The organism is Phenylobacterium sp., assembly GCF_016793225.1.
GTDB lineage: Bacteria > Pseudomonadota > Alphaproteobacteria > Caulobacterales > Caulobacteraceae > Phenylobacterium.
The window spans coordinates 15446-37549 of the sequence record NZ_JAEUMN010000134.1; the positions used below are offsets into that span (position 1 = coordinate 15446).

General features: G+C 70.4%; 23 protein-coding genes. 8 read left to right on the plus strand and 15 right to left on the minus strand.

Annotation, left to right across the window (positions count from 1 at the left end; all coding sequences use genetic code 11):
• Window positions 1-24: 24 nt before the first annotated feature.
• From JNK30_RS15570 to JNK30_RS15580, 3 genes are all read right to left on the minus strand, one after another.
• Window positions 25-1032, minus strand: a complete 1008-nt coding sequence (locus JNK30_RS15570; RefSeq protein ID WP_293483521.1) for a nitronate monooxygenase — start codon at window positions 1030-1032, stop codon at window positions 25-27.
• 1 nt (window position 1033) lies between these two features.
• On the minus strand, window positions 1034-2074 hold the full coding sequence (locus JNK30_RS15575) for a hypothetical protein (protein WP_293483523.1): 1041 nt from the start codon (window positions 2072-2074) through the stop codon (window positions 1034-1036).
• A gap of 119 nt (window positions 2075-2193) precedes the next feature.
• The gene (locus JNK30_RS15580) at window positions 2194-2961 is read right to left on the minus strand and encodes an EthD domain-containing protein (protein WP_293483525.1); all 768 of its coding nucleotides are present in this window, start codon (window positions 2959-2961) and stop codon (window positions 2194-2196) included.
• A gap of 140 nt (window positions 2962-3101) precedes the next feature.
• On the opposite strand from JNK30_RS15580, the gene JNK30_RS15585 reads away from it, so the two are divergent.
• Window positions 3102-3635, plus strand: a complete 534-nt coding sequence (locus JNK30_RS15585) for a carboxymuconolactone decarboxylase family protein (RefSeq protein WP_293483527.1) — start codon at window positions 3102-3104, stop codon at window positions 3633-3635.
• 6 nt (window positions 3636-3641) lie between these two features.
• Here JNK30_RS15585 and JNK30_RS15590 read toward each other — a convergent pair whose 3' ends face one another.
• Both JNK30_RS15590 and JNK30_RS15595 read right to left on the minus strand, forming a co-directional pair.
• Complete coding sequence (locus JNK30_RS15590; RefSeq protein ID WP_293483529.1) at window positions 3642-4412, minus strand: SDR family NAD(P)-dependent oxidoreductase; 771 nt, start codon at window positions 4410-4412, stop codon at window positions 3642-3644.
• 82 nt (window positions 4413-4494) lie between these two features.
• Window positions 4495-4935 carry a VOC family protein gene (locus JNK30_RS15595; protein WP_293483531.1) on the minus strand — a complete coding sequence of 147 codons (441 nt, stop codon included), beginning with the start codon at window positions 4933-4935 and terminating at the stop codon, window positions 4495-4497.
• Between the two features lie 258 nt (window positions 4936-5193).
• Between JNK30_RS15595 and JNK30_RS15600 the strand changes: the two genes are divergently transcribed.
• From JNK30_RS15600 to JNK30_RS15615, 4 genes are all read left to right on the plus strand, one after another.
• Entirely contained in the window at window positions 5194-6264 is a 1071-nt protein-coding gene (locus JNK30_RS15600; protein WP_293483533.1) for an efflux RND transporter periplasmic adaptor subunit, read from the plus strand.
• A gap of 89 nt (window positions 6265-6353) precedes the next feature.
• The gene (locus tag JNK30_RS15605; RefSeq protein ID WP_293483535.1) at window positions 6354-9599 is read left to right on the plus strand and encodes an efflux RND transporter permease subunit; all 3246 of its coding nucleotides are present in this window, start codon (window positions 6354-6356) and stop codon (window positions 9597-9599) included.
• Between the two features lie 123 nt (window positions 9600-9722).
• On the plus strand, window positions 9723-10415 hold the full coding sequence (locus tag JNK30_RS15610; protein WP_293483537.1) for an alternative oxidase: 693 nt from the start codon (window positions 9723-9725) through the stop codon (window positions 10413-10415).
• On the plus strand, window positions 10415-10831 hold the full coding sequence (locus JNK30_RS15615) for a group III truncated hemoglobin (protein ID WP_293483539.1): 417 nt from the start codon (window positions 10415-10417) through the stop codon (window positions 10829-10831). The genes JNK30_RS15610 and JNK30_RS15615 overlap by 1 nt, the downstream gene beginning before the upstream one ends.
• 23 nt (window positions 10832-10854) lie before the next feature.
• Here the strand turns inward: JNK30_RS15615 and JNK30_RS15620 are convergent, their stop codons facing one another.
• The 6 genes from JNK30_RS15620 to JNK30_RS15645 all read right to left on the minus strand — a co-directional run bounded on the left by JNK30_RS15620 (window position 10855) and on the right by JNK30_RS15645 (window position 14739).
• A complete protein-coding gene (locus JNK30_RS15620; protein ID WP_293483541.1) occupies window positions 10855-11292 on the minus strand; it encodes an HIT family protein in 438 nt (145 codons plus the stop codon).
• A 58-nt stretch (window positions 11293-11350) separates the two neighbouring features.
• Window positions 11351-11734, minus strand: a complete 384-nt coding sequence (locus JNK30_RS15625) for a protease inhibitor I42 family protein (protein WP_293483543.1) — start codon at window positions 11732-11734, stop codon at window positions 11351-11353.
• Between the two features lie 65 nt (window positions 11735-11799).
• The gene (locus JNK30_RS15630; protein WP_293483545.1) at window positions 11800-12960 is read right to left on the minus strand and encodes a GNAT family N-acetyltransferase; all 1161 of its coding nucleotides are present in this window, start codon (window positions 12958-12960) and stop codon (window positions 11800-11802) included.
• Entirely contained in the window at window positions 12957-13721 is a 765-nt protein-coding gene (locus JNK30_RS15635) for a glycerophosphodiester phosphodiesterase (RefSeq protein ID WP_293483547.1), read from the minus strand. The genes JNK30_RS15630 and JNK30_RS15635 overlap by 4 nt, the downstream gene beginning before the upstream one ends.
• The gene (locus tag JNK30_RS15640) at window positions 13718-14179 is read right to left on the minus strand and encodes a RidA family protein (RefSeq protein WP_293483548.1); all 462 of its coding nucleotides are present in this window, start codon (window positions 14177-14179) and stop codon (window positions 13718-13720) included. Before JNK30_RS15640 ends, JNK30_RS15635 begins: the two co-directional genes overlap by 4 nt.
• Window positions 14180-14304: 125 nt before the next feature.
• Entirely contained in the window at window positions 14305-14739 is a 435-nt protein-coding gene (locus JNK30_RS15645) for a phasin family protein (RefSeq protein WP_293483550.1), read from the minus strand.
• 296 nt (window positions 14740-15035) lie between these two features.
• Between JNK30_RS15645 and JNK30_RS15650 the strand changes: the two genes are divergently transcribed.
• On the plus strand, window positions 15036-16349 hold the full coding sequence (locus JNK30_RS15650) for a D-alanyl-D-alanine carboxypeptidase (RefSeq protein ID WP_293483552.1): 1314 nt from the start codon (window positions 15036-15038) through the stop codon (window positions 16347-16349).
• A 155-nt stretch (window positions 16350-16504) separates the two neighbouring features.
• On the opposite strand, the gene JNK30_RS15655 is transcribed toward JNK30_RS15650, so the two are convergent.
• Both JNK30_RS15655 and JNK30_RS15660 read right to left on the minus strand, forming a co-directional pair.
• Entirely contained in the window at window positions 16505-16936 is a 432-nt protein-coding gene (locus JNK30_RS15655; protein WP_293483554.1) for a molecular chaperone DnaJ, read from the minus strand.
• A gap of 4 nt (window positions 16937-16940) precedes the next feature.
• Window positions 16941-17774 (minus strand): division plane positioning ATPase MipZ, encoded by an 834-nt coding sequence (locus JNK30_RS15660; RefSeq protein ID WP_293483556.1) that lies wholly within the window; start codon window positions 17772-17774, stop codon window positions 16941-16943.
• A 141-nt stretch (window positions 17775-17915) separates the two neighbouring features.
• Here JNK30_RS15660 and panC point away from each other — a divergent pair, with 141 nt between their 5' ends.
• Window positions 17916-18764: a pantoate--beta-alanine ligase gene (gene panC / locus JNK30_RS15665; protein ID WP_293483558.1), complete on the plus strand. Its 849-nt coding sequence runs from the start codon at window positions 17916-17918 to the stop codon at window positions 18762-18764.
• Here panC and JNK30_RS15670 read toward each other — a convergent pair whose 3' ends face one another.
• Both JNK30_RS15670 and JNK30_RS15675 read right to left on the minus strand, forming a co-directional pair.
• The gene (locus JNK30_RS15670) at window positions 18765-19175 is read right to left on the minus strand and encodes a DUF1489 domain-containing protein (protein WP_293483560.1); all 411 of its coding nucleotides are present in this window, start codon (window positions 19173-19175) and stop codon (window positions 18765-18767) included.
• A 40-nt stretch (window positions 19176-19215) separates the two neighbouring features.
• Window positions 19216-20055, minus strand: coding sequence for an enoyl-CoA hydratase-related protein (locus JNK30_RS15675; protein WP_293483562.1), 840 nt, complete (start codon window positions 20053-20055; stop codon window positions 19216-19218).
• Window positions 20056-20121: 66 nt separating this feature from the next.
• Here JNK30_RS15675 and JNK30_RS15680 point away from each other — a divergent pair, with 66 nt between their 5' ends.
• A complete protein-coding gene (locus JNK30_RS15680) occupies window positions 20122-21930 on the plus strand; it encodes a patatin-like phospholipase family protein (protein WP_293483564.1) in 1809 nt (602 codons plus the stop codon).
• Window positions 21931-22104 lie beyond the last annotated feature (174 nt).

Below are 22104 nucleotides of genomic sequence, written 5' to 3' on the forward strand. Positions count from 1 at the left end.
ACCCGGCTTCGGCCGAAGGCGCAGTCAGCGCACCGTCGCCGCCATCGCCTCGTCCGCGAGACGCGCCGCGTCGATCATGCTGGGGGTCTCGCAGGCCGCCACGTACTCGCGGCGCAGACGGCGCACGAGCTCGGCGACGGTGGGGATGTCGTCGATGAGGTCGACGCCCTGCCCCGCGCTCCACAGGTTCTTCCAAGGGGCGACGCCGGGCGGAAGGTGATCGTGGCGCATGCCGCGGCCCAGGGGCTTCGGCAGGTTGTCGGGATCGAGGCCGACCATGCGGATCGATTCGAGCATCCAGTTGGCGGGCACGCCCGCGATGTCGCCCGTGTAGATCAGGTCGGTGGAGGTCTGGCTCACCAGGAGCTGCTTGTACTCGGCCGGCGCATCGGCCTCCTGGGTGGCGATGAAGCGCGTGCCCAGGTAGGCGAGATCGGCGCCCAGGATCTCCCCGGCCCGGATCACGGCGCCGGTCGAGACGGCCCCCGCCAGCACCAGCGTCCCGTCGTAGATCGCCCGGATGCGGGGGATCAGCGCCAGGTGGGTGATCGTGCCCGAGTGCCCGCCCCCGCCGGCCCCGATGCAGTTGAGGCCGTCCGCGCCCGCGGCGATGGCCTTCTCGGCGAAGCGCAGGCTGGTGATGTCGTGGAACACCTTGCCGCCGAAGTCGTGGACCCGGGCGATCAGCTCGGTGGGATCCCCGCCGACGCTGATCACGATCTCGACGCCGTACTTCGCGCAGACGGCCATGTTGGCGGCGAGTTCGTCCGGGGGCATCCGCGTCGGATAGTTGACGGCGATGGGCGCCACGCGCGCGTCCGGGTGGGCGTCGCGATGGCGCTTCAGCGCATCGCTGATCTCGGCGAGCCACGCCTCGAACTCCTCGAAGCTGCGGGCGTTCTGGCGCGGCAGCCCGCCGATGACGCCGGCCTTGCAGGCCTCGCGCACCAGGGCGGGCCCGGTCACCAGGAACATCGGCGCGCAGATCGCCGGGATCGTCAGGCCGGCGCGGATCTTCGGGTCGAGCGCCACCCTAGTACCCCGCCGTCCGGCCGGTGGGCGCGCCGTCCACGATCTGGTCGAGGTATTCCGACAGCCCGTAGCCCACCAGGTCGCCGCAGCGGTACTCGGTCATCCCCTCGGTGATGCGGGTGGTGAGTTCCCGGCCGTCCGGCGCGGTGCGGCGGTTCCGGAGCGGGATCAGCGACACGACCTTGCCGGTGACCTCGTAGCGGTCGCCCGCCTCGGTCTTCACCTTGGCCCGCAGCGCCGTCTGGTAGTCGTTCTCGTCCCAGTCGCTCTCGATCACGCATTCTTCGATGAGGTCGTAGCGGCCGTCCTTGAAGACCATGCCGCCCTGGCGCGCGCCGCCCTTCCCGTCGCCGATCACCGACAGCATCATCCCGAAATCGCGGCCGAAGTTCATTGGGCACCAGCGGTACCAGTCGATCGCCTGCCAGTGCCGCGGTCCCCACGACTTGTCCCGCAGTCCGAAGCCCGAGAGCTCGAACCGCTCGTCGCCCACGGTGATGACGCCCGAGGCGGCGCAGTGCTGCTCGTAGTGCGCCTTGGCGAACGACTTCTCGGGGTCGATCTCGAGCGGCGAGCCGTCGGCCTTCACGGTCTCGCCGCCGTACATGGGCGACACGCCCTCGTAGTCCAGTTCGACCGTGCAGGGGACGGACGGGTTCTCCCGGTACGCCTTCTTGGGGTCGGCCATCTCGTGCGGCCGCTCCAGCAGCAGGGCCTTGCCCGAGAAGCTGACCCGCAGGCGCTTGAAGGGCTCGACCACCTCGACCTTCAGCCCGCCGGCGGCCATCTCCCTGTTGCCCTCGATGGCGGGCCGCCCGAACGTGAAGGCGATGCGCCCGTCCGGCAGGTAGATGCAGACGCTGATCTCGGCGTAGTTCTCGTTCGGCCGGTTGCCGATGCGGAACCAGCCGCCCGTCTTCTTCCCGGGGTCGAAGACGTTGAAGTACATGCTTTCGTTGTAGTTCTTCGCCTCGCCGGGATCGTGCGGGAACTCGTCCTGCGGTTCGAGGCGGGTCTTGAAGCCTGTGGGCGCCTTGGCCATCGGGTCCTCCCCTGGATGTCTGGGGCTCAGGCTAAGGCCCGTGACGCGGGGGAACGGCAACCCTGTTGATCACATCCATCGATCGCCGTCCCGCGGCGCGTCCGCGGGACGACGCCGTTTCAGCGCGTGTGGTCGAAGATGACGTGCTCGCGGCTCATGAAGAGGCGGGACCTGTCCATCTGCACGAAGCGCCGCTCGTCCTCCACGAGGGCCATCGCCGCATCCCGGGCCTCCTCGAGGGTCGCCGAGGGCTGGGCGTCGGGATCGACCCAGACCTCGGTGATGCCGTCGAGCGGCGGCTCGTAGTTGCGGCCGGCCTGCATGCCGGCGTTGACCTCGGGCGCGATGGCGTGGCTCTGCACGTACCTGGCCATCCTCAGCGGACCGGCGAAGCTCGCCACCAGCGGGCCGTGGTCGCGCAGCCAGGTGTCGTGGCATTCCGCCTGGGTCAGGCCGTCGCGCCGCGTCAGCAGGTAGGTGGCCTTGGGCGCGCCCGGCGCCGGACCGCGGCCGCCGGTGTGGTCGAAGATCAGGTGCTCTTCGGTGAGGAAGACGGCGGATTTCTCGAAGTCGATGAACTTCGCCTCGTCCTCGGCGAGGATTCGGCCGGCTGCCTGGCCCTCGGGCGTCGCATAGGCCGCCTGGAAATCCTCGAGCGAGTCCCACCACACCTCAGTGAGGCCGTCGGCGCGCGGCCGCATGCCGCGCACCGCGCGCATGCCTTCGCTGGCCTCCTCGTCGATCGGGTGGCTCTGGACGTACTTGCGCAGCCGCAGGACCCCGGCCTGGGCCGCCACCAGCGGCCCATGCTGCTCCAGCCAGTACTTGCGGAAGACCTCCTCCGAGAGCTCCGCACGCCGGACAATGACGTAGACCAGCTTGATCATCGCGCGCCTCCAACCAGGGCGCGAAGTGCGCGCGCCGGACGGGACGTCCGTCAAGAAAAACAGCGCCCTGCCTGACGCAGCGTCGCCCGGCGAATGGCGCATCATGGTCCGACGAGAACGCCACCCGGAGGAGGTCCGCCATGTCCCGCATGCCCCTGGTCGAGCCGGAAGCCCTGCCGCCCTACCTGAAGGCCATCCACGACGCGACGCCCGAGGAGAACTGGATCGGCCGCCATTTCGCCCGCGCCTTCGCTCCGAACGAGGCGCTGGTGCAGGCCTACCAGGCCTTCTACCACCCCTGGCACACCGGCGGCGCGGGCGTGCTGGAGCCGCGGCTTAAGGAGCTCGTGCGGCTGCGCATCGCCACGCTCAACGGCTGCGTGCTGTGCAAGACGGTGCGCATGGCGCCCGAGGTGGTGGCCGAGACCGAGGCGGCCTCCGGGGTCGACGACGCCGACAACGCCGGGTTCACGCCGCGCGAGCGCGCCGCGATCCACTTCGCCGAGAAGATGGCCCTGGACCACCACAACATCGGCGACGACGACGTGGCGTTCATGCGCCGGCACTTCAGCGACGCGGAGTTCCTGGAGCTGGCCATGATGACCGGCCAGTACATCGGCTTCGGCCGCGTGCTCGCGATGCTGCAGCTCGAGATCGCGAGCTGCCCGATCTGACGCCCGTCAGGCGGCGGTGTAGCCGCCGTCGACGACCAGTTCGGACCCGGTCATGAAGCTGGACTCGTCGGACGCCAGGAACACGATGGCGTCGGCGATCTCGCGCGGGACGCCCAGCCGGCCCATGGCGTGGCGCGAGATGATCATGTCGCGCATCTCGTTCTCGTTCTCGGACTCGCGCATCACGTTGATGACCATGGGCGTCTCGATGAAGCCCGGGTGCACCGAGTTCACCCGGACGCCGGCGGGCGCGAGCTCCAGCGCGACGGCCTTGGTCAGCAGCGCCACCCCGCCCTTCGAGGCGCAGTAGGCGGCCGCCCCCGGCAGTCCCACCTTCCCCAGGATCGAGGACAGGTTGATGATCGAGCCGCCGCCCTGCGCCGCCATCACGGGCGCGGCATGGCGGACGCCCAGGAAGGTGCCGTCGAGATTGATGCCGACGATGCGCCGCCAGCCTTCGAACGTGGCTTCGAGGATCGGCTGGCCGCCGCTGCCGACCCCGGCCGAGTTCACGAGCACGTCGAGGCGTCCGAACCGCGCCACGGTCTCGGCCACCACCTCGGCCCAGCGGGCCTCGTCGACCACGTCCTGGCTCAGGAACGCCGCGACGCCGCCCTCAGCCAGGATCTCGTCGGTCACGCCCTGCCCCGCCTCGGCGGCGAGGTCGGTGAGCATCACCTTGGCGCCCTCGCGCGCGAGCCGGCGCGCGCTTTCGGCCCCCAGCCCGGATGCGCCCCCGGTGACCAGCGCAACCTTTCCCTGAACCCTGCCGCCCATACGTGACGCCTCCCCTTCAGCGCGCCCTCTGTAGCCGGGCTGGCGGCTGTCGCTACGTCATCCGCGCGCGACCACGCCCACGCTACCACACCCCCACGTTCGGCATGGAGGCCCACGGCTCCGCGGGCGGCAGCGCCGGTCCGGCCTGGAGCAGCTCGATGGAGATGTTGTCGGGCGAGCGGACGAAGGCCATGCGGCCGTCGCGCGGGGGCCGGTTGATCACCACGCCCGCGTCCTTCAGGCGCTGGCAGACGGCGTAGATGTCGTCGACCGCATAGGCGAGGTGCCCGAAGTTGCGCCCGCCCGTGTAGGCCTCCGGGTCCCAGTTGTAGGTCAGCTCGACCATCGGCGCCTTGCGCTCGCGGGCGAGATCCTCGTCGCCGGGCGCGCAGAGGAACACCAGCGTGAACCGCCCGCCCGGGTTCTCCGACCGCGAGATTTCCTTAAGTCCGAGCTTGTCACAGTAGAAGGCGAGCGAGGCGTCGAGGTCGGTCACGCGGACCATGGTGTGCAGGTACTTCACGAGCGGATCTTCCGTGGCTGGAGGTGGTTGCGACGTGACCTTCCGAAGGCCGCGTCGGTCAGGCGGCCGACGCGAAACGCCACAACGTTGCAATCGCCGAACATTCTCGCCAATTAGAGCGGGCGCGGTTCGTGACCGCAAATTCATTTGCGCTCGGATACCGCCGGCATCACAAGCACGGCAGGCCGCAACAAGTCGGCGACACGGGCGTGGCTGGGGCTGTACGCGTCCGCATCTGGATCCGGGGACCAACGCCTTATGCGCCTGAAGCCGCAGTACGTCTTTGTCATCGCCGTCGGCGTCGTGCTGGTCATCGCCTTCCTCGTCGGATCGCTCTTCGGTGGAGACAGCCGCAAGGCCGAGGCCAAGGCTCCCACGGCGGCGCAGGCCGGCCCGCCCAGCGTCCAAGTGGCCATGACGCCCGAGCAGATCCGCGAGACCCAGGTCATCATCCGCGGTCGCACGGAAGCCGCCCGGACGGTGGTCGTGCGGTCCGAGACGGCGGGCGTCGTCTCGTCCACGCCTGCGGCGGAAGGCTCGTTCGTCCGCCGGGGTCAGGTGCTGTGCCGGCTCTCCGTCGACGCGCGGCAAGCCTCGCTGGATCAGGCTCGGGCGAACCTTCGGTCGCGCCAGCTCCAGCGCCAGGCCGCGCAGCAGCTCGCCGAGAAGGGCTACCGGTCGCAGACGCAGGTGCTGGAAGCCCAGGCGAACCTCGACGCGGCGCAGGCGCAGGTGCGCGCCGCCGAGATCGCCCTGGCCCAGGTGAACATCACGGCGCCGTTCGCGGGCGTGTTCGATCGGCGCGACGCCGAGATCGGCACGTATCTGTCCCCGGGCCAGCCGTGCGGCACGATGATCGAGCTCGATCCCCTGGTCGTGGTCGCGGACGCGCCCGAGACCGAGGCCTCCCGCCTGCGGCTCGGCGCGCCGGCCACGGCGAAGCTGGTGAGCGGCCAGGTGCTGAACGGCCGCGTCCGCTACGTCGCCCGCGACTCCGATCCCCAGACGCGCACCTACCGCGTGGAGATCGCGGTCGCGAACCCGGGCAACAGCGTGCGCTCGGGCCTTTCGGCCGAGCTTCGGGTCGGCGCCGGCGCGGGCGCCGCGCATCTGGTGCCGGTCTCGGCCCTGGTGCTGGACGCCTCGGGCCGCCAGGGCGTCCGTCATGTGCTGCCCGACAACCGCGTGGCCTTCGCGCCGGTGACGGTGCTGGAGGAGACGCCGCAGGGCATGTGGATTTCCGGGCTGTCGGGCCCGGCGCGTGTGATCACGGTCGGCCAGTCGTTCGTGGCCGACGGGCAGAAGGTTCGCGTCGCCCAGGCCCGCTAGGCCGGCGGCTTCGGCGTCCCGGTGGGCGCCGGCATGACGTTTGAGATACTTTGGGGCGCGCGCCCGGCGCGCAGCTCCGGGAGAGCAAGATGATCGGTCCGCTCATCGACGGAGCCATCAAGCGGCGGAAGGTGGTCCTGGGGGTCACCCTCATCGCCGCGCTCTTCGGCCTGTTCGCCTACCTGAACATGCCGCGCGAGTCCGAGCCGGACATCGACCTGCCGTACATCTCCGTGATCGTGCCCTACCCCGGCGTCTCGCCTGAGGACTCCGAGCGCCTGCTGGTCAAGCCGCTGGAACTCGAACTGCAGACGATGGAGGGGATCGAGTCGATGAACGCGGTGGCCCGGCAGGGCGCGGCCGTGGTCACGCTCGAGTTCGAGGCCGACTTCGACAAGGACAAGGCGCTGGAGGACGTCCGCGCCAAGGTGGACCTGGCCCGCGGCAAGTTCCCGCCCGATGCGGAAGAGCCGATCATCGAGGAGAACAACTTCTCGGGCGAGCCGATCATCGGGATCGTGATCTCGGGCGCCGCGCCCGAGCGCGAGTTGCACCGCATCACCACGGCGCTGAAGGAACGCCTGGAAGGCACCGAGGGCGTGCTCGAGGTCTACATGGCCGGGGGCCGCGAGGAGGTGCTCGAGGTCACCATCGATCCCCTCCGGATGGAGGCCTACAATGTCACCACGGGCGAGGTGGCGCAGGTCATCGGGCGCAACAACCAGCTGGTGCCGGCGGGCAACCTGCTCTCGGGCGCCGGCCAGTTCGCCGTGAAGGTGCCGGGCGTCGTCGAGAAGCCGGCCGACATCCTGGCCCTGCCGATCAAGAAGGCCGGCGACCGCATCATCACCATGGGCGACATCGGCGACGTGCGCCGCACGTTCAAGGAAGCGAGCACGGTCAGCCGGTTCAACGGACAGCCCGCCTTCATCCTGGAGGTCTCCAAGCGCGGCGGCGCCAACATCCTGGAGACCGTCGAGATCGTCCGCAAGGCGACCGAGGCCGAGGCCAAGAAGTGGCCGTCGACGGTGAAGCTCGACTACCTGTACGACGAGAGCGACTTCATCGGCCGCACCCTGGTGGTGCTGGAGTCCGGCCTGTTGATGGCCAGCCTCCTGGTGATGATGATCATTGTGGCCAGCCTGGGCATCCGCCAGGGCCTGATGGTGGGCGCCTCGATCCCGATCTGCTTCCTGCTGGCCTTCCTGATCATGACCGGCATGGGCGTCACCCTGAACATGATGGTGATGTTCGGCCTAGTGCTGGCGGTCGGCATCCTGGTCGACGGCGGCATCGTGGTGGTGGAGTACGCGGACCGGCGCATGGCCGAGGGCCTGCCCAAGACCGAGGCGTTCACCGCGGCGGGCAAGCGGATGTTCTGGCCGGTGGCGAACGGCACGCTGACCACCCTCTGCGCCTTCGTGCCCTTCATGTTCTGGAACTCGATCGCCGGGAAGTTCATGAGCTTCCTGCCGCTGACCCTGTTCTTCGTGCTGGGCGCCTCGATCTTCGTGGCCCTGATCTTCACCCCCGCGCTGGGCTCGATCTTCGCGCGCAAGGCGGCCGTGGACGAGGAGCACCTGGCCGAGATCGCCAAGTCCGAGCACGGCGACCCGCGCGAGATGAAGGGCTTCATGGGCTGGTACGCCCGCAGCCTGACGGCGATGACGCACCACCCCACCCGGACGTTCCTCGCGGGCTTCCTGATCGTGGCGGCGATCTTCGTCTGGTTCGGCAACACCAAGCACCGGACCGAGTTCTTCTTCTCCGACGAGCCCGAGTTCGTGCAGGTGTTCGTCAAGGCGCGCGGCAACCTCTCGCCCGAGGCGCAGGACGCCCTCACGCAGCAGGTCGAGCAGCGGCTGGCGGGCGTGAAAGGGGTCGAGTCCCTCTACGTTCGCTCCGGCGGGTTCTCGTCGAACGGCGGGCCCAACTCGGCGCCCAACGACACGGTCGGCCGCATCCGGGTCGACTTCGTGGACTACGAGGAACGGCTGGAACTGGGGCTCTCGGGCTACGACATCGAGAACGCCGTCAAGGCGCGGCTCGGCGAGGTCGCCGGGCTCCAGCTCGAGGTGCGCGGGCCGCAGAACGGGCCGCCGGTGGGCAAGGACATCCAGGTCCAGCTCTCCAGCCACGATCCGGCGCAGCTGAACGCGGCCGCTGACCTGGTGATGGCGCAGCTCACGGCGGACAACCAGCTCAAGGAGCTGGAGGACAACCGCACCTCGCCCGGCATCGAATGGAACCTGGCCGTGGACCGGCAGGCGGCCGGCCGCTACGGCGTCGACGTCCTGTCGGTGGGGCAGACCATCCAGTTCCTCACGGGCGGCGTGCTGATGGGCCGGTTCCGGCCCGACGACGCCGAGGACGAGCTGGACATCCGCGTCCGCTTCCCGCCCAGCGCCCGCAACGTCGCCGCGCTCGAGCAGTTGAAGATCACGACGCCCCAGGGGCCGGTTCCCGCGAGCTACTTCATCAAGCGGGTCCCGGCGCAGCAGGTCACCCAGATCCAGCGGCGCGACGGCCAGCGGCTGGTCATCGTGCAGGCCAACACCATCGACAAGGACAAGGCGCCGCCGAACCTCAAGATCGACGCCCTGCGCCCGGCGCTGGAGAAGGCCCTGGAGCCCTACAACGCGGTGACGTGGAAGTTCATCGGGGCGGACGAAGAGGGCCAGGAAGCCGTCGGCTTCTTCGCCGCGGCCATGGCCGCCAGCCTCTTCATGATGTTCGTGATCCTGCTCTGGCAGTTCAACAGCTTCTACGGCGTGGTCGTCACGCTCTCGGCGGTGATCCTCTCGACGGTGGGGGTCCTGCTCGGGGTGCAGGTCAACCTGGGGAACACCTTCCCGTACATATCGGTGATCATGCTGGGCACGGGGGTCGTGGCGCTGTTCGGGGTGGTCGTCGGCCACAACATCGTGCTGGTCGACACCTTCTATCACCTGAGGCACGCCGGCTATCCGGCCGACGAGGCGGCGATCCGGGCGGCGGCGCAGCGGTTCCGGCCCGTGGTGCTGACCACGCTGGTGACCGTGGTCGGGCTGCTGCCGCTGATGTTCCAGATCCACCCGAACTTCCACACCCTGCACCTCGAGTACAAGGCGCCGGGGTCGACCTGGTGGGTGCAGCTGTCGGCGTCCGTGGTGTGGGGGCTGTCGTTCGCCACACTGCTCACGCTGGTGCTCACGCCGGTGATGCTGGCGGCCCCCAAGGTCTATTCGCGGCGGTTCGGCTGGCTGCGGGATCGCGCCATCCGCCGGCCGGCGGCGGGCGGACGGAAGTCCGTGGCGGATGACGGCCGGGACAGCCTGCCCAAGGCGGCGGAGTAGGCCGGCGCTCGCCTCCGTAACACTCCCTAGGGGGGCGACCCGAATGGTGGAAGTCCGGGCTGAGGCGTAAGCCCCTCGCCGTCGGCGCGACCCCCCGCGGCGGCGCGTAACCGGAGTTCCCCGATGACCCCTCCCCTCATCGATCTTGCCGTCACCCATCGTCCCCGCGGGGCGTCGGACCGGATCGCCTTCGGCTTCGTGAAGGCGCTGCGGTTCTGCGCCGACACCTTCTTCGCCAGGCGCTACGGGCACCGCGCGGTGGTGCTGGAGACCGTGGCCGCCGTGCCCGGCATGGTCGGCGCCACGCTCAACCACCTGAAGTGCCTGCGCCGGATGTGCGACGACCGCGGCTGGATCAAGACGCTCATGGACGAGGCCGAGAACGAGCGCATGCACCTGATGACGTTCATCGAGGTGGCCAGGCCCACCGCATTCGAGCGCTTCGTCGTCGTGGCGGCGCAGTGGGTGTTCTACCTGTTCTTCTTCGGCCTCTACCTCGTCAGCCCGAAGACCGCGCACCGTGTGGTCGGCTACTTCGAGGAAGAGGCGGTGATCAGCTACACCCACTACCTCGCCGAGATCGACGAAGGCCGCTCGCCGAACGTCCCCGCCCCGGCCATCGCGCGCCGCTACTGGAACCTGCCGGCCGACGCCACCCTGCGTGACGTGGTGCTGGTGGTCCGGGCCGACGAGGCGCACCACCGCGACGTGAACCACGGCTTCGCCGACGAACTGGCCGGCCTCGCCCCGCCCGTGAAGATCCCGGCCGCCTGGCCGCACGAACAGCTGGAGCCGCACTGGCGCGAGGCGGCCTGATGGACGTGCGGGCCCGCGTCGGCCCTGGCCATGAGGTCGGGGTCGACGAGGCGATGATCCGGCGCCAGGTGCACACGTTCTACGGACGGGTGCGCCTGGACCCCGTCCTGGGCCCGATCTTCAACGCCGCCGTCGACGACTGGGACGAGCACCTGGCCAAGCTCTGCGACTTCTGGTCCTCGGTGCTGCTGATGACCGGCCGCTTCAAGGGCTCGCCCATGGCGGCCCATTCCCGGCGCCCCGAGATCGCCTCGGAGCACTTCCCCCTGTGGCTGGACCTCTTCGAGCGAACCGCCCGCGAGACGTGCCCGCCGGCGGCCGCCGACCTCTTCATGGAGAAGGCCCGGATGATCGGCCGAAGCCTGTCGCTGGGTCTGGCGGTGAGCCGTGGCGAGATCCCGCCGCTCGACGCCTAGGCCGGTCGCGCTCTCAAGCGCCCCTACGCGATCTTGGCAGCGATCTCGGCGGCGAGGGCCTTCAGCTCTTCCTTGTCGGCCATGCCGCCGCCGGCGTGCCGGCCGAGGGGGACGCCATCCCAGCGCGGGATGATGTGGAAGTGCAGGTGATACACCGTCTGGCCGGAGGCGGCGCCGTTGAACTGGCTGATCATCACGCCGTCGGGCTTGAGCGCGGCGCGCACGGCCCTGGCCACACGCTGGACGCCCAGCATCAGTGGGCCGACCACCTGCGGCTCCTCCTCCAGGAAGTTGCGCGCCGTGGAATGCTTGGGGATGACCAGCGTGTGCCCCTTCGACTGGGGGAACACGTCCATGAAGGCGAACACATGCTCGTCCTCGAAGACGCGCACGCAGGGCGCCTCGCCACGCAGGATCTTGGCGAAGATGTTGGCTGGGTCGTAGGCCCCGTCCAGGCTCATGGCGCAACTCCGAGATGGCGCCGCCTCGGTAGCAATCGCCGCCGCCCGCGGAAAGGACCTAGCTCACGCCGACGGTGATCGTGATCTGCTCCTCGGGCGTGGGCGGGACCCCGTCCTTGCGACGGTAGACGAAGGTGAGCTGCTGCGAGCCGGGCTGCGCGCCCACGAAGTCGAAGACATCCACCGCCATCGCGCCGCCCGGCGGCTGTTCGGTCTTGCGGCCGACGGTCTTCAGCGCCGTGTCGACCGGCGGGGCCTGAAGCACCCAGGCTCCGTGCGCAGGGCTCTGGTTGGCCCAGCGGACCTGCATGGGCTGGTCCACGGATATCGCCACCGTGTCACCGTTCTTCGGCGTGTCGAGCACCGTCGGGATGGGGGCGCAGGCCGCGAGGCCCAGCATCATCGCCGCCGCCAGCCCCAGGATCCCTGTCCGCAAAGCCATGTCCCGCCTCCCCGCCTGTTTCGGTCGAGGCTGGGGCGGGGTCTCGCGCTCGTCCTTGACCCCGATCAACCCTCGCGGAAGGGGGAGAAGGCCTCTTCCAGCCACTCCATCTCCTGGTCCACCGCCGCGCGCTCCTGAGCCAGGAAGCGCTCCACGGGGCCCCGAAGGGCCGGATCGGCGATCCAGTGGGCCGAGAACACCGGCTTCGGCAGGTACCCGCGGGCGATCTTGTGCTGCCCCTGCGCGCCCGCCTCGACCCGCGGCAGCCCATGCGTGATCGCCCACTCGATGGCCTGGTAGTAGCAGAGCTCGAAGTGCAGGAACGGGATGTCCTCCACGCAGCCCCAGTGGCGCCCGTAGAGCCCGTCCTCGCCGATCAGGTTCAGTGCGCCGGCCACCCATCGGTCGCCGCGCCGGGCCATGACCAGCAGGACCCGGTCGGCCATCCGCTCGCCCAGCAGGGAGAAGAAGAGCCGCGTCAGATAGGGCCGCCCCCACTTGCGCGAACCGGTGTCCATGTAGAAGCGGAAGAACGCGTCCCAGTGCGCCTCGGTGAGATCCGACCCCGTCAGCCGGTGGATCTCGACCGCCGCCTGCGCCTCGCGCCGCTCCCGGCGGATCGTCTTGCGCCGGCCGGACGAGAGGGCCCCGAGGAAGTCCTCGAAGTCGCGGTAGCCCGCGTTCTGCCAGTGGTACTGTTGCCCCTCGCGCCGGCCCAGCCCCTTGGCGCCAAGCCAGGTCCACTCGGCCTCGGTCACGAAGTTGAGGTTGAGGCCCGAGGCGCCGTAGCGCTCGCAGAGCTGAAGTCCGCCTGCCAGGAGCATCTCGCGCGCCGCTTCGGCGTCGACGTCGGGACGGCAAAGCAGGCGAGCGCCGGTCGCAGGCGTGAAGGGCGCCGCGCAAAGCAGCTTGGGATAGTACCGGCCGCCCGCGCGCTCGTAGGCGTCGGCCCAGGCGTGGTCGAAGATGTACTCCCCCTGGCTGTGGCTCTTGAGGTAGAGCGGCATGACCGCGGCCACCCTCCCCTGCTCGTCCTCGACCGACAGGTGCTGCGGCCCCCAGCCCGTCTGCTCGACCGCGCACTCCGCCTCCTCCAGGGCGTTGAGGAAGTCGAACCGGATGAAGGGATTGCCGGCGTAGGCCGGGTTGTCGGCGCAGGCGTCCCACCCCTCGCGGCCGATCTCGGCGATGCGGCGCGCCACGCTCACCGCCGGCCTCAACGTCACGCGGCGGCGTCCTGGGCCGGGTGGAAGCCCTCGAAGATCAGGTTGTCGCAGCTGTCCCTGACCGCGTCCCACTGCGCAGGCTCGCGCACGGTCCAGGCCACCACGGGCATGCCCTGGGCCCTCAGCTGTGCGGCGCGGGGGTGCGGGAGGACGTCCAGCCCCAGCGCCAGGAAATGCGGCCGGGCCAGGTCCACCTGTTCGAGGTCGCGATACGCCCGGCGCTGGTCGGCGGCCATGTCGGCGGGACGATCCCACGACCAGCTGTCGAGGCCGCGCAACACGCCCGGATAGCGCTCGGCGAACCAGGCGTGGCTGTAGGGGTTGAACCCGATGACGCAGAGCGGCCCGTTGTGGTCGCCGATCACCTCGTGCACCCGCTGTTCCAGGGGGCCCACCTCCCCGAACGGGGTCTTGAGTTCGACGTGGACCATCGCGCGGCGGCCGACGAGGGCCAGCGTCTCGAGCAGGGTCGGGATGCGCTCGTCCGTGCCGGCCAGCCGGATTTCCGCCAGGTCCGCGGCCGTGTAGTCGCGGATGCGGCCGTCGCGGCCGGTCATGCGCTTCAGGCGATCGTCATGGAACACCACCGCCTCGCCGTCGGCCGAGAGCTGGACGTCCAGCTCGATGCCGTACCCGGCCGCGCAGGCGGCCTGGAACGCGCCGAGGGAGTTTTCGGGGGGACCGTCCGGGCTCCACAGGCCGCGATGTGCGATCGGCGGGTGAAACAGCAGCTCCCAGGCCTGGCCGAACCGCGCGTTCACCGCACCTGCACCACCGCATCGACCTCGACGGCGAAGTTGAGTGGAAGGCGGTAGACGCCCACGGCCGACCGGGCGTGCCGGCCCGCGTCGCCGAACGCGTCGACCATCACGTCCGAGCAGCCGTTCACGACCTTGGGAATGTCGAAGAAGCCCGGGCCCGCCTGCACGAAGCCGCCCAGCTTCACCACCTGCACCACGCGATCGAGGTCGCCGGCGCACGCGGCGTTCATCTGCGCCAGCAGGTTGATGCCGCAGATCCGGGCGGCCCGGATGGCGGTCTCGAGGTCGACGTCCTCGCCGACGACGCCCCGGATCCCGCCGCCGGCGTCGACCGACACCTGGCCCGAGATGTGGACCAGCTCGCCGATGCGCACGAACGGCACGTAGTTGGCGACCGGCGCGTTGGGGGTGGGCAGTTCGATGCCGGCCTGGGCCAGGCGTTCAGCGACCTTGGACATGGGGAGACGTCTAGCGCCGCCCCCCGGAAAGCAAAAGGCCTGAGCCCCGCAAATGACCCGGCCAAGCAAAAGGGCCGGCCCCGAAGGACCGGCCCCAGCTTACGCGGTACTGAAAACGTCAGGCCTTAGCGGACGGCCTGGAACTTCTCGACGGTCGCGGTGACGCGCTCGTTGAGCGGCTTCATGGACTCCTTCACCGAGGCGGACACGGTGTCCGACATCTTGGCGAACTCGGCCATGTAGGTCTCAAGGGCGGTCTTCGCGAAGCTGGTCTGCAGCTCGACCACTTCCTGGACGCTCTTGGCGCCGGCGAGCGACTTGGCGGCCGACACCTGGGTGTCGAAGACGGCCTTCGAGAAGGCCATGGCCTGGGCGCCGAGCGCTTCCGCGCCACGCGCCGAGGCGGTGGCCGACGCGACGACGGCTTCGAGGTTCTTCTTGGAGTGGGCGTTCAGCTCGTTCAGCGCAGCGAGGCTCTTCTCGACGCCTTCCTTGAAGGCGACGTTGGTGGCGGCGGTGAACTGCTCGGCAGTGGTCTTGGCGGCTTCGGCGACGGCCATGGGAGGCTCCTGTGGGGTCGGGGGGCGGACGGTTCGGCGGGGCTACTCACCCCGGATGACGATCCTGGTTATCTCATGCTGCACTGCACAAGTCAACGCATTATTGTGCAGTGCAACATGACCTGTTTCGGCCCCGTTGCGGCGCACGCCGGCGGCGGCTATGGCGCGTCAGCCGACGGGCTGCGGCAATTGCGCCCGTTCAATCCTTGTTTACTCTCATGAAAGGGTGAGGCGAGCATGCTACCGACTCTCCCGGGTGGCGTGTGGCCATCTCAACGCTTAACGACGGACGACGCATGATCCAGCACGCCCGCCGCCTGTTCCTCGCCATTGGCCTGGCCCTCGCCGCGTCCCTGGGCGGAGCGGCTCCCGCCGCCGTCGCGCAGGTCCCCTACCTGCAGCTCATCCCGCAGAACTCGTCGAAGTATGCCTCCATCGTGGTGGACGCGAAGACGGGAGAGGTCCTGTACGCCAAGCGCGCCGACGCCCCGCGCTACCCGGCGTCGATCACCAAGGTGATGACCCTTTACCTCACGTTCGAGGCGCTCTCGGCGGGCCGGATCAGCCTGGACGACCGGGTCGTGTTCTCGCCGCACGCCGCCGCGCAATCGCCGACGAAGCTGGGCATCCGGGCCGGCGATTCGGTCTCGGTCCTCGAGGCGATCCAGGCGCTCTGCACCCTGTCGGCCAACGACGCCGCCACGGCTCTGGCCGAGAAGCTGGGCGGCACCGAGGCCCGCTTTGCCGCCTTGATGACCTTGCGCGCCCAGGAACTGGGCATGAGCAACACGAATTTCGCCAATGCGAACGGCCTGCCGAACACCCGCAACCTCTCGACGGCGCGGGACATCGCGATCCTGTCGCGGGCGGTGATGCGCGACTACCCGCAGTACTACCGCTTCTTCGGCCAGACGAATTTCAACTTCCGCGGCCGCAACATCCGCAACCACAATCACATGCTGGTGAACACGCCCGGCGTGGACGGCCTGAAGACCGGCTTCACCAATGCGTCGGGCTTCAACATCGCCATTTCGGGCGTGCAGGACGGCCGGCGCCTCATCGTGGTGGTCCTGGGCGGCCCGAACCGCATCACGCGCGACCGTGTGGCGGAAAGCCTGCTCGTCACCGGCTTCGACGTGATCCGCCGCCGGAACCTGGGCGAAGACATCCGGGTGGCGCAGAACTTCTTCGAGCCGCCGCAGATGGCGGCCGCGACCCAGCCCTCGATGCAGCAGGGCGACACCTCGGACACCCTGTCGATCCGCCTTGCGTCGTCGCCGCCCCCGGCGCGCGCGTCGTCGATCCAGATCGTCGAGCCCCGCTCGGTGCCGCAGTTGAGCGGCAAGGCGAAGGGCAAGGCGCAGGCGGGCGGCCAGTGGACCGTCCAGGTCGGCTCGTTCAACAGCCGCTCGGACGCCCGTGAGCAGCTGGCCCTGACGGAACGCCGCTTCGGCGCCCTGTTCGACGACGCCCGCGCCGTGGCGGAGAAGGACTCCGGCAAGTACCGCGCCCGCTTCTCGGGCCTAACCGAGCGGGAGGCCAAGGACGCCTGCCGCACCCTCAAGGCCAAGCGCCAGCCCTGCGCCGTGATCGCGCCCGGACGAGGGTAGCCTTCCCCTCCCGCGCTGCGGGACGGAGAACCGCGCCAAGCCCGGCTAAACGCCGGGCGTCGAGCGGGTCGAAATCGATCTACCGGGGGCTTGCCCTTCCCACCGCTCGCTCTTCGGCGAGCGGTCCCCCCTTCCCGTTGCACGGGAAGGGAAGGTCAGCGCTTGAGGAGGGCGTCGCGCGCCGCGTTGAGCTGGGCCGCGAGACCTTCGGTGCCGCCGGCGTCGGGATGCACCGCGCGGATCAGGCGTGCGTGAGCGGCGCGGATCTCCTCGACCGTGGCGTCGGGCCCCACGCCCAGGATCCGGCGGGCCTCGGCGAGCGTCATGCCCGCCGCCGCCGGCGCCGCCGGCGCAGGCCGCCCGGGCGCCGTCCTGGCGGCGGCCGCCAGCCACAGCCCGACCACCAGCAGGACCACGGCGGTCCCCCAAGCGCCACGGATGCCGCTCCAGGCCGCCACCGTGAACGCCAGCAGCGCGCCGGCGGCCGACAGCAGCCGCCACTCGCGGCGTTTCAGAAGCGGGACCTTGCGGCGGGAGAGCCAGACGTAGCCGGCCAGCAGCAGGCCGCCGGCGATCAGATAGAGCATCGGCCTATTCGGCCGCGATCCGCTCGCTTTCGTCCAGCCCCTGGAAGCCGAGCGCGATCATGAGCGCGCGGAGCTCCTGCCGCGCCGCCACGTGCTGCAGGCTCATGGCGACCGGCCGGATCGCGGGCGACAGGTCGGCGACGGTGAGCCCGAACGGGAAGAGCTCGCGGTAGATCACCCGGTCGCGCAGGCCCGGACCGACCCGGAAGCCCACCTTCTTCGAGAGCGCCTCGACCCGCTCGTCCAGCCGGCGGCGGTTGCGCGCCTCGGTGGGCGCGAGGCGGTTGCGCAGCACCACCCAGTCGATCTGCTTGCGTTCCACGGTCGCCCGCTGCTTGCGGCACGACCAGACGGTCTCGGCGTAGAGCGAGTGCCGCTTGAGGTCGAGGGTGACGGGGTCGACCACGCCCAGCATGTCGAAGTCGACGAAGCTGTCGTTCATGGGCGTGACGATGAGGTCGGCCCGGGCGTGGGCGGCGCGGCTGATCGCCGTGTCGCTGCCGGGCGTGTCGATGATCACGAAGTCGGCCGCGAAGGCGACCTCGGCGAAGGCGGCCTCGAAGCGGGCCAGTTGTTCGGCGTCGGGGGCCTTGGCGAGGGCGTCGCCCGCCGAGCTGATGGCGTGCTCAATCGGCATGGGCGCCTCGGCGCCGTTGGCCCCGAGCCAGGCCGCGCGGTTGGCGAAGAAGTGGCCCATGGTCTGCTGGCGCAGATCGAGGTCCAGGACGGCGACCTTGGCCTTGCCGTGCAGGAGCGCGGTGGCGATGTGGATGGCGATGGTGGACTTGCCCGCCCCGCCCTTTTCGTTGCCGACCACGATGACGCTGGCCTGGCCCATGATCTCGGCTCCCCCCGGCCCGTCGCGGACCGACTCAATCACCGTGTAGGTGACCGTGCCAAGGCCCTTCGCGTCAACGTGACCGCTCAGCCCAGGCTGTGGATGGACTTGCCCCGCCCTGCTGGCCATAACCCCGCCGCCATGACACTGCCCACCGTCCGCACCGTCGCCGACCTCCGCGCCCGCGTGCGCGCCTGGCGCCGGGAGGGGCTGACGGTCGGCTTCGTGCCCACCATGGGCGCGCTGCACGAGGGGCATCTGTCGCTGGTGCGGCTGGCGCGGGCGCGCGCGGACAGGGTCGTGGCCAGCGTGTTCGTGAACCCGACCCAGTTCGGCCCCGGCGAGGACTTCGAGGCCTATCCGCGTGACGAAGGGCGCGACGCCGGGCTTCTCGCCGGCGCAGGCTGCGACCTGCTCTATGCGCCCTCGGTGGCCGAGATGTACCCGCCCGGCGCCGCCACCACGGTCACGGTCGCGGGCGTGACGGAGCCGTTGGAGGGCGCGGCGCGGCCTGGCCACTTCGCGGGAGTTGCGACCGTGGTGGCCAAGCTGCTGAACCAGTGCGGCCCGGACGTGGCGGTGTTCGGGGAGAAGGACTTCCAGCAGCTTGCAGTCATCCGCCGGATGGTCGCCGACCTGGACATCCCGGTCGAGATCGTGGGCGCGCCGACGCAACGGGCGGAGGACGGCCTCGCGCTCTCCTCGCGCAACGCCTATCTGAGCCCGGAGGAGCGACGGCAGGCGCCGGCGCTGCACAGGGTCCTGGAGGCCCTGCTCGCCAACCTGCGGCGAGGCGATTCCGTCGCGGCGGTGGAGAGCGTCGCCCTGGACGCCCTGGCCCGCGCCGGGTTCCAGCAGATCGACTACGTCGAGGTCCGTGATCCGGCCACCCTAGAGCGCCTGGGCCCCGGTCCCGCGGAGGGCCCGGTGCGGGTGCTGGCGGCGGCGCGGCTGGGACGGACGCGCCTGATCGACAACGTCGGCGACTGACTACCAGGCTCCGACTTCGCGCAGCTGGCGGGCCAGCTCGGGCGGAACCTCGCCGAACGCGGCCTCGTCGAGGTCGGCCGGCGCGTCCCTGGCCTCGAGGTAGCGCCAACCCTGGAAGGCGCGGCGGGGCGTGGGGGCGACGCGCACGACATGCTCGTCGAGGGTGACCTCGCAGCGGGCGGCGGCGCCCTCGCCCACCGTGTTCACGGCCAGGATCTTCTGGCGGCACAGGATCACCCCCCGGAAGACCCGGTAGACCGAGCCGCCGTCCACCATCTCGGCCCAGCGCTTGGGCGTCATCCGGGTGCGCAGAATCCAGGGATCGCCGGTGACGGCGTTGCGCGCGCGCCAGTCCAGCAGGTCCTCGATGGTGGAGGCGCCCACCACCAGCTTGATCATGTGCAGGGCCATGGCCCCTGGTTAGGGCGGCCTCGACGTGTTGGGAAGGGCGTCACTCGGCCCACGGCGGCCGCTGGCGGGCGAGGAAGGCGCGGACGCCGGCCTGCCCCTCCTCGCCGACGCGCGCCGTCGCGATGCGGTGGGCCGTGAGGGACATCAGGTCACGGTCGATCTCGCGGCCCGCCACCTCGTCGACCAGGCGCTTGGACGCCTCGACCGCGCCGGGCGCGCAGGCCCGCATCTCGTGCGCGATCCGGCTGGCGGCGGCCGCCAGTCCGGCGGCGTCCGGGACCACCTCGGTGATGAGCCCGATCTTCTCGGCGTAGGCGGCGTCGAACACGCGCGCCGTGGCGAAGAGGCCGCGTGCCGCGCGGGGCCCGATGGCCTGGATCACATAGGGGCTGATGGTGGCGGGGATCAGGCCCAGCTTCGTCTCCGAGAAGCTGAACGAGGCGTCCGCAACGGCCACGGCGAGGTCGCAGCAGGCGGCGAGGCCCGCGCCGCCGCCATACGCGCCGCCCTCGATCAGCGCCACGGTCAGGCACGGCAGCTCGTGCAGCGCCTTGAACATCTTGGCGGCCTCCATCGCGTCGTCGCGGTTGTCGGACTCGGTGCGGTCGATGGCCCTGCGCATCCAGTCGAGGTCGGCGCCGGCCGAGAACGTCCCCCCGGCGCCCCGGATGAAGACGACCCGGACGCCCTCGGCGCCCTTGAGCGTGTCGAACGCCTCCTGCAGCGCCGAGATCAGGTCTTCGTCGAAGGCGTTGCGACGCGCGGGACGGTTCATGGACACGGTCACGGCGCCCGAAAGCGTCGCGTGGATATGCACGAGCTCCGTGGTCGCCGACACGTCGGGGAATTCCACCAGCGGGTGGGCGATTTCGTTGGTCATGCGGCCTCCTCGGTTCGCGATGCGCAGGCATAGCTCTCGGCTTCCGGCGGCGCTACCTTCCGGTCCGTGGCGAGCCTGCCTGACATCGAGGCCGATTCGGCCCTGGCCCGGCTGTTCCGCCAGCCGCGGGCTCGCGCCGAGACCATCTGGTTCTCGTTGCCGGGCGGCTCGAAGCTGTTCGGCCAGGGCGACGCCTCGGACGTGCTCTACGTGGTGCGGACAGGACGGCTGGGCGCGTTCCGCCGTGACGAGGGCCAGACGTCGCACTTCCTGGGCGTGATCCGGCCCGGCGAGCCGGCGGGCGAGATGTCGCTGATCGCCGGCATCCCGCACTCGGCGGACGTCTACGCGCTGCGCGACTCCGAGATCTACGCCATGCCCAAGGAGGTCTTCTTCGAGGCCTGCGACGCGGACTCGGCCGTCATGACCGAGCTCGCGCGCCTGATGATCCTGCGGAGCCGCCAGACCGCGCGGCGCGGTCCGGTGGGCGATCCGTCCGTCTTCGGCTTCATCCCCGTGGGACGGCCAGGGCTGATCCGGCCCATCGTCGAGCGCCTGGAGCGCGAGATCGCCGCGTTCGGCTACCAGGTGACCACGGTGGGCGCGGAGGCCGCGTCGGCGCCCACCGAGTGGTTCTCCGAGGTCGAGCGTGTGCACGACTTCGTCCTCTACGTGGCCGAACGTGACGACGGCGGCTGGCTGGGCTTCGTCCCCCGCCAGGTGGATCGGCTGTTCCGGGTCGGCCGGGGCGACCGGCCGGCCGAGGCGCAGGGCGCGCCGGCCAGCGCCGCGACGCTGCAGGACCAGGGGCTGGTCGACCTGCTCCTCGTGCAGCCCGCCGACGCCCAGCGACCGCAGGGGTCGGAGGCCTGGCTGGACGGCACCAGCGCGGCGCGCGTCTTCCACCTTCGTCGCGGGCACGACGGCGATTTCGACCGCCTGGCCCGGGTGATCACCGGCCAGTCGGTGGGCCTCGTGCTGTCGGGCGGCGGCGCCCGCGCCTATGCCCACGTGGGGGCCATCAAGGCGCTGCGGGAACGCGGCGTGCCCATCGACTTCGTCGGCGGCTCGTCGATGGGCGCCATCGTCGGCGCGGGGCTCGCCATGGGCTGGGACGAGGCCGAGATGGACGAGCGCCTGAAGGAGGCCTTCGTCCGCTCCAGCCCCCTGGACGACATCGCCCTGCCCCTGCTGGCGATGACCCACGGCGTGAAGGTGTCCGAGCGCCTGCAGCAGCACTTCCTCGAGACGCAGATCGCCGACCTGTGGCTGCCCTTCTTCTGCCTCTCGTCCAACCTGACCACCGGGGCCTACCAGCTCCACCGTCGCGGCCTGCTGCGCCAGGCGCTGCGGGCGTCCATCGCCCTGCCCGGCGTCATGCCGCCCGCCACGGACGGGCAGAACGTGCTGGTCGACGGGGCGGTGATGAAGAACTTCCCGGCCGACATCATGCGCATGGCCCACGCCGGCCCCATCGTCGGGGTCGACGTGACCACCGCGCGCAGCATCACCGCCAAGGACGTGGCCCGGCCCTCGTCGGTCTGGCGGTGGATCCGCTCGGGGCAGTGGCGGCTGGGCCCGCCCATCGTCTCACTGCTCATGCGCACGGCGACGGTGTCGACGGGACGGGACCTGGCGGCGGCGCGGGAGGCCACCGACGTGCTGGTGCAGCCGGACGTCTCCGGCATCGAGATCCGCGATTGGGAGGCCTACGATCAGGCCGTCGAGGCCGGCTACCGCGCCACCCTGGCGGCCCTGGACAAGGTCACCCGTCCGATCCCCGAGCTGCGCCGCAGGCAGAGCCTGGCTGAAAAGGCGGCGGACGGCGCCGTCATGAGCCCGTTCATGGCCTCGGCCCACGCTGCGGCGGAATGAGCCTTTGCGCAGGGGCCCGACGCGCCCCATATTCGGAAGGTGTTCAACAACTGAAAGGAGGTGACCCAGTGTCTCATAGTGAAAGCCGCGCTGCGGTGACCGTGAGCTGGACCTCCGTGAACGGGGTCCGCGCCTAGCTTCGGCTAGCGGTCGCGAACCGCTGAGCGGTCCGAC

Bases quoted from the DNA above. Each gene is read 5' to 3' on its own strand.
- JNK30_RS15575 (WP_293483523.1), bottom strand. From the start codon at position 2,074: ATGGCCAAGGCGCCCACAGGCTTCAAGACCCGCCTCGAACCGCAGGAC.
- JNK30_RS15580 (WP_293483525.1), bottom strand. From the start codon at position 2,961: ATGATCAAGCTGGTCTACGTCATTGTCCGGCGTGCGGAGCTCTCGGAG.
- JNK30_RS15585 (WP_293483527.1), top strand. From the start codon at position 3,102: ATGTCCCGCATGCCCCTGGTCGAGCCGGAAGCCCTGCCGCCCTACCTG.
- JNK30_RS15590 (WP_293483529.1), bottom strand. From the start codon at position 4,412: ATGGGCGGCAGGGTTCAGGGAAAGGTTGCGCTGGTCACCGGGGGCGCA.
- JNK30_RS15600 (WP_293483533.1), top strand. From the start codon at position 5,194: ATGCGCCTGAAGCCGCAGTACGTCTTTGTCATCGCCGTCGGCGTCGTG.
- JNK30_RS15605 (WP_293483535.1), top strand. From the start codon at position 6,354: ATGATCGGTCCGCTCATCGACGGAGCCATCAAGCGGCGGAAGGTGGTC.
- JNK30_RS15610 (WP_293483537.1), top strand. From the start codon at position 9,723: ATGACCCCTCCCCTCATCGATCTTGCCGTCACCCATCGTCCCCGCGGG.
- JNK30_RS15615 (WP_293483539.1), top strand. From the start codon at position 10,415: ATGGACGTGCGGGCCCGCGTCGGCCCTGGCCATGAGGTCGGGGTCGAC.
- JNK30_RS15620 (WP_293483541.1), bottom strand. From the start codon at position 11,292: ATGAGCCTGGACGGGGCCTACGACCCAGCCAACATCTTCGCCAAGATC.
- JNK30_RS15625 (WP_293483543.1), bottom strand. From the start codon at position 11,734: ATGGCTTTGCGGACAGGGATCCTGGGGCTGGCGGCGGCGATGATGCTG.
- JNK30_RS15640 (WP_293483548.1), bottom strand. From the start codon at position 14,179: ATGTCCAAGGTCGCTGAACGCCTGGCCCAGGCCGGCATCGAACTGCCC.
- JNK30_RS15645 (WP_293483550.1), bottom strand. From the start codon at position 14,739: ATGGCCGTCGCCGAAGCCGCCAAGACCACTGCCGAGCAGTTCACCGCC.
- JNK30_RS15650 (WP_293483552.1), top strand. From the start codon at position 15,036: ATGATCCAGCACGCCCGCCGCCTGTTCCTCGCCATTGGCCTGGCCCTC.
- JNK30_RS15655 (WP_293483554.1), bottom strand. From the start codon at position 16,936: ATGCTCTATCTGATCGCCGGCGGCCTGCTGCTGGCCGGCTACGTCTGG.
- JNK30_RS15660 (WP_293483556.1), bottom strand. From the start codon at position 17,774: ATGGGCCAGGCCAGCGTCATCGTGGTCGGCAACGAAAAGGGCGGGGCG.
- panC (WP_293483558.1), top strand. From the start codon at position 17,916: ATGACACTGCCCACCGTCCGCACCGTCGCCGACCTCCGCGCCCGCGTG.
- JNK30_RS15670 (WP_293483560.1), bottom strand. From the start codon at position 19,175: ATGGCCCTGCACATGATCAAGCTGGTGGTGGGCGCCTCCACCATCGAG.
- JNK30_RS15675 (WP_293483562.1), bottom strand. From the start codon at position 20,055: ATGACCAACGAAATCGCCCACCCGCTGGTGGAATTCCCCGACGTGTCG.